11 protein-coding genes are annotated in these 10,529 nt (G+C 36.9%); 2 read left to right on the forward strand and 9 right to left on the reverse strand.

Features of this window, described 5'->3' with window-relative positions; genetic code table 11:
* Positions 1-51 precede the first annotated feature (51 nt).
* Positions 52-696: a cyclic di-AMP binding protein CbpA gene (gene cbpA / locus ACQV2T_RS05590; RefSeq protein WP_428873978.1), complete on the forward strand. Its 645-nt coding sequence runs from the start codon at positions 52-54 to the stop codon at positions 694-696.
* A 54-nt stretch (positions 697-750) separates the two neighbouring features.
* Here the strand turns inward: cbpA and ACQV2T_RS05595 are convergent, their stop codons facing one another.
* The 9 genes from ACQV2T_RS05595 to ACQV2T_RS05635 all read right to left on the reverse strand — a co-directional run bounded on the left by ACQV2T_RS05595 (position 751) and on the right by ACQV2T_RS05635 (position 9,365).
* Complete coding sequence (locus ACQV2T_RS05595) at positions 751-1,380, reverse strand: MBL fold metallo-hydrolase (RefSeq protein WP_428875120.1); 630 nt, start codon at positions 1,378-1,380, stop codon at positions 751-753.
* A 9-nt stretch (positions 1,381-1,389) separates the two neighbouring features.
* Entirely contained in the window at positions 1,390-2,604 is a 1,215-nt protein-coding gene (alr, locus tag ACQV2T_RS05600) for an alanine racemase (RefSeq protein ID WP_428873976.1), read from the reverse strand.
* 11 nt (positions 2,605-2,615) lie between these two features.
* On the reverse strand, positions 2,616-3,008 hold the full coding sequence (gene acpS, locus ACQV2T_RS05605; RefSeq protein ID WP_428873975.1) for a holo-ACP synthase: 393 nt from the start codon (positions 3,006-3,008) through the stop codon (positions 2,616-2,618).
* Between the two features lie 16 nt (positions 3,009-3,024).
* Complete coding sequence (locus tag ACQV2T_RS05610; RefSeq protein ID WP_428873974.1) at positions 3,025-4,491, reverse strand: DEAD/DEAH box helicase; 1,467 nt, start codon at positions 4,489-4,491, stop codon at positions 3,025-3,027.
* A 105-nt stretch (positions 4,492-4,596) separates the two neighbouring features.
* A complete protein-coding gene (locus ACQV2T_RS05615) occupies positions 4,597-6,003 on the reverse strand; it encodes a UDP-N-acetylmuramoyl-tripeptide--D-alanyl-D-alanine ligase (protein WP_428873972.1) in 1,407 nt (468 codons plus the stop codon).
* 11 nt (positions 6,004-6,014) lie between these two features.
* Positions 6,015-7,100 carry a D-alanine--D-alanine ligase gene (locus ACQV2T_RS05620; RefSeq protein ID WP_428873971.1) on the reverse strand — a complete coding sequence of 362 codons (1,086 nt, stop codon included), beginning with the start codon at positions 7,098-7,100 and terminating at the stop codon, positions 6,015-6,017.
* Entirely contained in the window at positions 7,097-7,879 is a 783-nt protein-coding gene (locus ACQV2T_RS05625; protein ID WP_428873970.1) for a hypothetical protein, read from the reverse strand. Before ACQV2T_RS05625 ends, ACQV2T_RS05620 begins: the two co-directional genes overlap by 4 nt.
* 93 nt (positions 7,880-7,972) lie before the next feature.
* Entirely contained in the window at positions 7,973-8,533 is a 561-nt protein-coding gene (locus tag ACQV2T_RS05630) for a LemA family protein (RefSeq protein ID WP_428873969.1), read from the reverse strand.
* 124 nt (positions 8,534-8,657) lie between these two features.
* A complete protein-coding gene (locus ACQV2T_RS05635) occupies positions 8,658-9,365 on the reverse strand; it encodes a glucosamine-6-phosphate deaminase (RefSeq protein WP_428875116.1) in 708 nt (235 codons plus the stop codon).
* Positions 9,366-9,605: 240 nt separating this feature from the next.
* Between ACQV2T_RS05635 and ACQV2T_RS05640 the strand changes: the two genes are divergently transcribed.
* Complete coding sequence (locus tag ACQV2T_RS05640; RefSeq protein WP_428893344.1) at positions 9,606-10,253, forward strand: hypothetical protein; 648 nt, start codon at positions 9,606-9,608, stop codon at positions 10,251-10,253.
* Positions 10,254-10,529: the final 276 nt, after the last annotated feature.

A 10,529-nucleotide genomic window follows, 5' to 3' on the forward strand; every position in this document is an offset into this window, starting at 1 on the left:
GATAAAATAGGAGAGTAGATGCCAACTTTTACCTAAATAATTAGTAAAGAATTGGAGAAACTAATGATTGAAGACTTAATGACACCCAAAAATGCCCTTCTCACTCTACCGGAAACATGCACTTGTCTAGAAGCTATTGAATTATTAGAAAAAAATAATCTTCGTTGCGCCCCGGTGGTAGATGATAGCCAATCCATTTTCCGTGGTAACATTTACCGCTTCCATATTTATCAATATAAATTTCATCATCCTGACGCTGATCTTAGTTCTTTACCCGTGACCCGCTTTTTAAAAAACACCACCAAAATTATCCGTATTCACCATTCAATTTTGGAATTGTTTTTTGCTATAAAAGACCTACCCTATGTTGCTGTCTTAAGTAAGGAACATACCTTTTTAGGGATTGTGGAACACACAAACTTTCTGAGCTTTTTAAATCAAGCTTGGGATATGCCGGTCGTAGGCTATATATTAAAAGTAGAAGCCCTCGGTAAAAAGGGCAATCTCACTAAGATTGCCCGTCTAGTTAACCGTTATTGCGATATTTCTTCCTCAATGACCATTGATAAGACCGATTTTAACAACCGTTCCTATATCCTCTTTCAAATCCACCAAGATACTAGCCGTCTTACCTTTCAAAACCTCGTTCAAGATTTGCAACGCCGTAAATACACGGTTGAATTCTGGTACATTTAAAATATTTATCCCCGCTAACCTCTAATCGAAGAAGAGTTAACGGGGATTTTATAATTATTTAGGAAAATAAGGATTGTTCTGGCGCTCTTGGGCTACAAACGTTGGGTTGCCATGTCCAGGGTACAACTGATAATTATCACTCAAAGGTAAAATTTCGCGTTGAATACTTTCCATTAATTGTTGATGACTAGCATTCGGTAAATCCGTACGTCCAACACTGCCTGCAAAAACAAGGTCACCAGATATCACAAATTCATCCTCATCAAATAGATAAATCACATGACCTGGACTGTGTCCGGGTGTATGCTTCACTTCAAACTTAAAAGAAGCGATTGAAACTTCCCCCATACTTTCCCAAAGATGATCAGCTTTACGCTGAATAATCGGTTGAGTAAGCATTGTAGACAAGTTTAAGGCTGGATCACCGAGGAAATCAGCTTCTAATGTATGTACATAGACTGGAACGTGATAATAATCTCTCAATTGGTCTAAACCACCAATATGATCAAAATGGCAATGGGTTTGAAGAATAGCTTTCGGTTTCCAGCCTTGACCATCAATCCATTCAATCAATTTATCCGCTTCTGCACCCGGATCAAAAAGGATGACCTCTTGATTGGGATGAATCACTACATAAGTATTTTCCTGCATAGGACCCACTGTTTTCATAGCTACTTCTAACATATTATCCTCCTATATATAAATTCGAGGAACTCTTTCACTAATACATGATAATATTTCATAGGAAATAGTTCCTGCCATATGTGCCAACAAAGAGGGGTGATTATAATATTTACCATCTTGACCGATTATTGTCACTTCCGTTCCCACAGGGAATTCCTTGGGTAAACGAATCATTAATTGATCCATATTAATCACACCTAAAACAGGGCATGCATATCCTTCTACCAAAATAGGAATTTTAGCATAAGCGCGAAGCCAACCATCGGCATAGCCAATCGGAATAGTACCAATCCATTCATCCTCTGGACTTTCATAGCTTGCTCCATAAGAAATACGCGTTCCTTTTTCAACTTTCTTCACATAGGACAATTCAGACAACAATTGAAATGCTGGCTTCAAATTAAGTTCATTTGTAGAATTTTTACTGCGTAAACCCTCTTTATCTAAATGATAATCAGTAATTTGCTGGTCCGTCACTAAATCTTCAGGGACACAGTCTCTACTATTGAGACCATACATGGAAATACCTAAGCGTATAATATCTGATCGGTCGCCAATTGCAGGATAAAGTCCCATGGCTGAATTATCAAAGTGTCTTAAAGACACAAAATCAGGAATATAAGAAATTAAAGCTTGCCAACGCTCCCATTGATAGTCAATATAACTTAAGGGGCCACCACCAGCCGTTGCAAAATGAGTGAAAACCCCTTGCCAATTTAGCCACGAATAAGCTTTAACGCCTTCAACAAAGGCTAGTACTTCTTCTTTGGTCCTTAACCCCACTCGTGACATCCCCGTATCCAGCTTCAAATGAAATTTTAATGGATTCTCTTTCAACAGATTCTCTTGCTGATTCTTTTTAAGCTGGTGGAAAGACTGGTCAAAAAAGCTTAAATCTGAAACAGTAATCGTTAAATCATAATATAAAATCTCGGCTATTCCATAGGGTAATGTTAAGCCCATTACTAAAATTGGTATTTTAGTCAGACCCAGCTTGCGGAGTTGGATGGCTTCATCTACTGTGGCAACGCACAATCCATTCACACCTGCTTCAATGGCTGCCTTAGCAATTGGAATTGCTCCATGTCCATAAGCGTTGGCTTTAACTACTGCATATATTTGTTGATGTGAAGCTTTCTTATCTTGGTATAGCTTGATATTATGTTTAATGTTTTCTAAACTAATGACTGCTTGCGTTGGGCGGTGCTCACTTGCTCGATACATTTTTTGACTCCTTACGACTTGTTTATAAATTTTTGATAGGCTTGGTCAATCGTTTGCTGATCACAGTCCATTACAACCATAGCCGTTGCGTAATCTTGACCATGACTAATCGATACTTTGGCATGTTTTATTATTGGACCTGCTGTAATCTTAGGTCGTCCTCTCTCGTCATTGATAATTGAAATATCAGAAAACTTCAAGTGTCCAATCCCTGTACCCATAGCTTTAACATAAGCCTCTTTAGCACAAAAGCGGCCAGCCAAATAAATGAGCTGCCGCTGAGAGGAATATTTATCAAATACTCGTAGTTCTTGATCTGATAATATTTTATTTGGAAAAGCTTTGTGTCTAGCTAGGGCCTTAGCAATCCGATCAATTTCTACAATATCAATTCCTATCTCCATTATAATACCTCAAATATTAACGCTCTTTTTTCTTCATCTTAAAATTTTTCTTGTTAGACTTTGAATAGTTGCCTTTATTACCACCGGAATATTTATTGCGGTTTGATTTGCCAGACTTTTTGCGATAGTTGTCACGATTATTCCGTTTTTTGCGGTCTGCATTTGGTAATGGTTTTTGCGGTGAAATCGAAACGGCAATTTCACGGCTTTCTGAAACAATTTGTCCTAAAAGGGCTGCTACTAAATCTTCCGCTTCATAGTTAGCTAAAAGTAGTTTAGCATTTTGCCGACTATGATTAACCTGGTCGCCTTCTAATTGCTCATTAATCTGTTCGATAATTTGGTGGATTTGTCCTTGTTGTGCTTCTTGAATGGTTGGTGGTTTCATCGGTTGCATTTGTTTACCGACTAATTTTTCGATGGTTCTTAAATAAGGCATTTCAGTCGGTAAGACAAAGGTTAATGACAAACCTTCATTGCCTGCACGCCCTGTACGCCCGATACGGTGAACATAAGACTCAGGATCTTGCGTAATATCATAGTTATAGACGTGAGTAACGCCTGTAATATCTAATCCTCTGGCGGCAACATCAGTTGCGACTAAGAGTTCTACATTGCCTTTTTTGAAGGCGTTAATCACGCTAGACCGTTTCTGTTGAGTAATATCACCATGGATCACTTCTGCATTGTAACCTCTTAGGTTTAGACCACGGCCGACTTCATCGACACGCTTTTTAGTCCGACAGAAGATAATCGCTTGCTTAGGCATTTGAACGTCAAGAAAACGTGATAAGGCATCAAATTTCTCATCGTCACGGCACTTAGCATAAAATTGCTCAATCAAGTCTGCTGTTACATGTTTTGTTTCAATATGTACATGAGCTGGTGATTTAAGAAATTGATCTGCTAAGTTTCGAATTGCTGGTGGCATAGTCGCTGAGAAGAGTAACGTTTGTCTTGCTTGAGGTGTTTTAGAAACAATTGACTTAATATCTTCAATAAAACCCATATTTAGCATTTCGTCGGCTTCATCTAAAACCAAAGTTTGTACATGCTCTAATTTCAAAACTTTTCGATTGATTAAGTCTAGTAGTCGTCCTGGAGTCCCCACAATAACTTGTGGTTTATTACGTTTAATACGCTCAATTTGCTTACCGATTGGTGAGCCACCATAGACCACATAAATACGCGAACGAACGCCTTTTCCTAAACGAAATAACTCTTCCTGAACTTGGATAGCGAGTTCTCTTGTTGGAGCTACCACTAAACTTTGAATATTATCATGGTTGGTTTCCAGTTTATTTAATAAAGGCAGACCAAAGGCTGCTGTTTTTCCTGTTCCTGTTTGCGCTTGACCGATTAAGTCACGGCCCTCCAGTGCTACAGGTATTGCTTTTTGCTGGATGGGAGTTGGCTCTTCAAAACCTAACTCATCAAGTGTTTTAACTAATCGTTCATCTAATTGTAAATCTTTAAATTTCAAATAATTCTTCCTTTTCTTCTATTGATAAGAATTTCAACAAGGGACTGGGTATTTACCCCAGCCCCACTATCATCTGTTTATAAAGTTTTTAAACCTTATGGTTGATCATTGTGTTTTGATTCCAGTTAACGCCGTCACAACGCTCAGCAAGTCAACACCGAAGCTAGACTTAACTAGGATGACATCTTCATTTGATGTCTCTATACTAAGAGCGTCTATCAAACGTTGATGATCTGCTTTTTCATAAAACAACTGTTCCTTTGCAAAAGTTTTTTGCAATTCATCGTATAAATAAGCCATCTGGTCGCCAAACAAGTATACCTTATCTAGCACGCTTACGTCCAGTGAATCTTTTAAACTACGATGATATTCTTCACTTTTGGCTCCTAACTCCCTAATATCACCCAAAACAGCAATTTTACGGCCCGCACCTTCTACTTCAACATCAGCCAAAGTATTTAAAACAGCTCGCATGGAAGTTGGACTGGCATTGTAAGCATCATTTAAAAGTCTAGCGCCATTTTTAGTGGTTAACCATTGTACCCGATTGGCTGTCAGTTTAAATTGTGATAATTGGAAAATAGCTTGTTCGGTAGGAACTTCTAATAGTTTAGCAATGCTTAGAGCAATTAAAGCATTAGTAACATTATAGGCTCCAATGATTGGGATCGAACATAGCACATTTTCATCAATATTCGTGCGGAAAAAAGTTTTATTATATTCTTGATTAATAGCGTAAGCATAAAAATCATCACTTTTTTCAAAACCAAAGCAGTAACTTTTAATTTTAACCTGTTTTTTTTGCAACTCTGCTTCAATTAAAGGCTCATTGCCAGGGTATAAGAAAATACCATTGGAAGTGAGACCATCTAATATTTCTAATTTTGCTTGTGTAATGCCTTGCCGACTCCCTAAAAATTCTAAGTGGCTCTCTCCGATAATAGTCACTACAGCAATATCAGGCTCAGCGATTTTACTTAATCGACTAATTTCTCCAAAGTCACTCATCCCCATCTCTAAGACACATACCTGCGTATCTTCAGGCATTTGTAATAGTGTATAAGGCATACCAATTTCGTTATTATAATTCCCTTGGGTTTTATGGACACTATATTTTGAAGTTAAACTCATGGCTGTCATGTCTTTAGCAGTTGTTTTACCATTACTCCCTGTGATACCTATCACAATAGGCTGAATAAGATGACGATAATAATTTGCTAATTGATGAAAGGCCGCTAATGTATCTTCAACCTTGATAACAATTAATTGTTCAGAGGGTGCTTCTTCTATAGGACGTGACCAAAAACAAGCGATGGCACCATTATCTATTGCATTTTGAATATAGTCATGACCATCCGTAGTACCCCCTACTAATGGCACAAAAAGACTAGCCTTTTTGACCTTACGTGAGTCAAACTCTACACTAGTAATTTCTTGACCTAAGACTGGCTGATAATTAAACGGATTTAGTTTTAAAGTCTTGATGATTTCGTTAATTTGAATTGCTTTCAAAGACTCGCTCCCTAACTTTTATAACTTTTCATTTGAGACCTTGTTTTATGTCGGCTCAACCCCAATTGAATGAGTTCTTCAATTAAGTCCCGATATTCTAAGCCTGTTGCTTTCCAAAGACTTGGATACATCGAGTATTGGGTGAATCCTGGCATGGTATTTAGCTCATTAATGTAAATATCATGGTTAGCAGTGACAAAAAAGTCGGCCCTTGCTAATCCAGAACCATCAATCACCCGATAAGCTTTTTTCGCATAGTTTTGAATTTCTTCAGATAGACTTTCAGGTAAATCAGCTGGAATTTCCATTTCAACCGTATTATTAATATATTTTTCGGAATAATCGTAGAAATCTTGGGTTTTTACCAATCGTCCCACACAAGACACGTGAATATCTTCATTACCTAAAACGGCTACTTCACACTCATCAGCACTAATTCCTTGCTCAACCACAATGCGACGGTCATACTTCAAAGCTTCATTAACTGCTTCAATTAGCTGATATTTATCTTGAGCCTTAGAAATCCCAACACTCGATCCCATATTAGCTGGCTTGACAAACATTGGGTACAGTAATGTTCCTTCAGCTTTAATAATTAAGTTTTCTTGCTGATTTTTCCACTCTACATCATCAAAGGAAACATAAGGAACTTGAGGAATGCCTGCTTGGGTAAATAAAGATTTAGAAATGATTTTATCCATACCATTTGCTGAAGCGGTAATCCCTGCTCCAACATATGGCATATCTAAAACTTCTACAAAGCCTTGAATAGTGCCATCTTCACCATTAGGACCGTGTAAAACAGGAAAGACTATGGCATCCTCCTCTTGAATCTCTCCCGGTTTTATAACCACTCCTTTTGAAGGTGTATTTGTGGTTGACCACTTTGCATGATCGGATTCATTAAATATTAATTGCTGATCACCTAAAGAAGGTTCATTCATTTCCGGCCCTTGAATCCATTGCCCATCTTTGGTGATATAAATCGGCTGCACTGTATATAAATTGTACATAATTGCTTGCGAAATATTATGAGCTGAAATAATAGAGATCTCATGCTCAGCACTTTGCCCACCATATAGTAATATTATTTTCATTGAGTTCCCTCCGTCTTGTCTTCCAACTGTTGGCTTAAGTCTTCGATGCGCCATTGACTGGTTGATTCTTGGTAAATTATCTGTCCAACAGCATCTTTACGATCGAAATTACGTGTTAAATAAGTTAATTCATCCTCAATTATATATAGAGGGATACTCCAAGTATCATTTTCTTTAATGGCTTGTTTTAAATCAATTTTTAACCCATTCATAAATAGGGGGCTTAATTCCTCTACTAGTCTAACGGGCATTGGTGCTATTACTTTTTTCCGTCTTGTAAACCACCCAACATTTTCATTGATTATGTTAGACAGATGTTCACTTAGAGCCCGAGCAAAGCGCCCATAAAAGTGAGACATATGCCGATAATATGTTTTATTTAGGCCATTTGACATGGTTAAATAAACATAGTTATTTTGCAACTTATAAAAGAAAGGTGATCTCAAGGCTTTATTAGCGTGAAAAAGGTAGAGTAGTTCTGAAATTTCAACGGGGGTTAATTGGTGCATCAATTCCATACTATCGAAATCAATCCAATTAGACATTCGACGCCCTTCTTTTTGACAAAGTTCAAAATAGTCTAAAACTTCTGTCTGATTGCGTAGAATTTTAAAATCCGTTTGAACGTCAAAACGACCGAATTCTTCCGGTGCATTCGCTAAAATAATATTTTGTGGTAAATATTGACGATTGAAATCCATTATTTTTAGACTTATTCCTCGCGTCATAAAATAATTAGTAACGGCATCATAATGCACATAAAGATTAATCCGATTCATTCTCTACCTCCTTTCTTTTAAAGATCGGTAACTCACATTCTACTCTCTTTGATTTCCAATGCAAAGCCTAATTTTAAAGAAGGCATAAAATTATTAGTCAAAAGAGACTTGAGGTGCTTGACGAGCAGCTTCTGGAGCTTCTAAATAAGTTTTCTCGCCAAATCCATGGACTCCCGCTACCACATTGTTAGGAAAAACTTGAACCTTCTCATTATAGGTTTGTACACTTGAATTATAAAGTTGGCGAGAAACTGCAATCTTGTTTTCTGTATCTTCAAGTGATCTTTGTAATTCTTGAAAATTAGCGTTCGCTTTTAGATCAGGATATTGTTCCGCTACGACAAGCAAACGTGATAATGCTGAAGTTAAGCTGTTAGATTTGCTATTGATCATTTCTGGACTTGCATCAGCAGGTAGATTAACTAACTGCTGACGCGCTTTGGTCACATTTTCTAGTGTTTGGCGTTCGTGCTCAGCATATCCTTTAACTGTTTCAACCACATTCGGTATCAGATCGTTTCTTCTTTGAAGTTGAACGTCAATTTGACTAAAAGAACCTTCTACCCCGTTACGAGCTTTAATTAAATTGTTATAAACACCTACCCAAAAAAGAGCGATTATACCTATTACACCTAACAAAATATACATAAACATATCCTTAGCACATCCTTTCATATAAATCTATTATAAGCGATTGCAATAAAAGAGTGAATATAAAGCTATTATCTTTAACACTTAATATCAGCGAAGATGAAGCACCATTATTTATTCTTAGACTTTACCGAGTCAATGAGGATGCCGCTTCTCTATCTAAGAGTACGTAAACATTCCGATGCTTTTGTAAAACACTAGCCGGTAAGTCTGATGTAATAGGGCCTTCAATCATACCTCGTACAGCTTGAGCCTTTTGACTACCAAAGGCCATAATTATTATTTTTTTAGCTTTTATAATAGCTCCCACACCCATCGTAATTGCTTTGGTAGGCGTTTCTTCTTTAGAACCAAAAAAACGTTGATTATCATCAATTGTAGATTGCGTCAGACTCACTAGGGATGTGCCAGCTTCTAAATCGGACCCAGGTTCGTTAAACCCTATGTGGCCATTCGAACCCAAGCCTAATAGTTGCAAATCAACCGGATTGTCTTTAATTACTTGATCGTATCGAGCTAACTCAGCATCGATATCTTTAGCCTGTCCATTCGGAATAAAAGAGCCTTTAAAGGGTTTGTTTTTGAAGAGATGGTCATTCATATAGAAAGCATAACTTTGAGGATTCTCGTCATCTAATCCAACGTATTCATCCAAATTAATTGCAACAGCCTGACTGAAGTCCATATCCGACTGACTTAAAAGCTCATATAATCTTTCCGGGGTCGATCCAGTCGCCATACCATATACATCAGCCCCCTCTTGCTGACTAAGCTTGAATATTTCTAAAGCTCTTAATGATGCCTCTTCTGAACTGTTATAGATTTCAACTCTCATAATAAATCCTCCTTAAGTATTAGGCTTTTTTCTTTTAAATAGTTTATCATTAAATATATATTTAACAAAGCAACATTAAATGACATTCTTCTCAAGCTGGCAACATTCAGGTAACAAACCACATAAATTAAATAATTAATGATAAACTAGTATTAACAAATCATTAGGGAGGAGAGCATAAAAGTGTGTGAGAAAAACAAGCTAAAATTAAACCATTCAAAGACTATTCTATGCTTTATAATGTTGATGTGTTTTTTTATCATCAGCATCAAATCTCCCTATATTGAAACGCAAGCTTCAGGCTTCCACAGGCTATCCAGTCCAGTTGAGACTAATCCCGTTAAAAACCCAAGCAACAAACAAACCACCAGCGTTGAAAAACCCGAGGATGAATCAACAACTACCACCCAGGAAGTGATTGCTCCTACTCCACCGATTACTTTCGATCCGAATGAAAGTACTCAAACAAGTCGTCAAGCTAGTAAAGATGAGTCAACAATCACAAGCAATCAATTAACAACCGTCACTAACGATCAAGAAGATAATGATAATCATAATCAAGAAAAAATAACGACAACTCAGGAAAAATCCGAAACCTCTGAGCTGTCCGAGCAAACTACCACTTCTAAAGAAGTGGCCTTCGAAGCTGGTAAATTAACAGTTATTAAAAAAGATACCGTCCCATTGGCGTATATTCTCACTGAATTCGCCACCACTCTTTATGAAAATTCCGATTTTATTCAATCAATCTATTATCAAGGGGCCTTTCTAATTCGCCATCTATTAATTATTCCCGATGCAGACATCTTGACATTATTTGATCATAAAATTATTCGCTGGCTCAATCTTTATGCAGAGTATTTTATGCAAAATAAAACGACTCCATAATCCTTGAAGCGCTACTAAATAAAAGAATATTTTTTCTTTTAACAGTTGATTTTAAAGGATTTTATTAGTATCTTATTTCTATTTTAAATAACCCTTATTGTCCATCTATTCCATTTTTTTGATTATATAAGATTTTCTTATTGTTTTAATAAGTTTTTCAAATGATTTCTCATTAAGTTTAAAAAAATTTATATCACAAAGCTTAATCTTATATGGTTAAGCTCAGACTGTAGACAAAGTCCTCTAAATCACCAACCTATGGTGATTTAGAGGGCT

Origin of the sequence: Facklamia sp. P13069, from assembly GCF_050409405.1 — a bacterium.
Taxonomy (GTDB): Bacteria; Bacillota; Bacilli; order Lactobacillales; family Aerococcaceae; genus Facklamia.

Coding starts and splice junctions, on each gene's coding strand:
- ACQV2T_RS05595 (WP_428875120.1), bottom strand. CDS start 1,380: ATGTTAGAAGTAGCTATGAAAACAGTGGGTCCTATGCAGGAAAATACT.
- ACQV2T_RS05625 (WP_428873970.1), bottom strand. CDS start 7,879: ATGAATCGGATTAATCTTTATGTGCATTATGATGCCGTTACTAATTAT.
- ACQV2T_RS05620 (WP_428873971.1), bottom strand. CDS start 7,100: ATGAAAATAATATTACTATATGGTGGGCAAAGTGCTGAGCATGAGATC.
- ACQV2T_RS05640 (WP_428893344.1), top strand. CDS start 9,606: ATGTTGATGTGTTTTTTTATCATCAGCATCAAATCTCCCTATATTGAA.
- ACQV2T_RS05635 (WP_428875116.1), bottom strand. CDS start 9,365: ATGAGAGTTGAAATCTATAACAGTTCAGAAGAGGCATCATTAAGAGCT.
- ACQV2T_RS05630 (WP_428873969.1), bottom strand. CDS start 8,533: ATGTTTATGTATATTTTGTTAGGTGTAATAGGTATAATCGCTCTTTTT.
- acpS (WP_428873975.1), bottom strand. CDS start 3,008: ATGGAGATAGGAATTGATATTGTAGAAATTGATCGGATTGCTAAGGCC.
- alr (WP_428873976.1), bottom strand. CDS start 2,604: ATGTATCGAGCAAGTGAGCACCGCCCAACGCAAGCAGTCATTAGTTTA.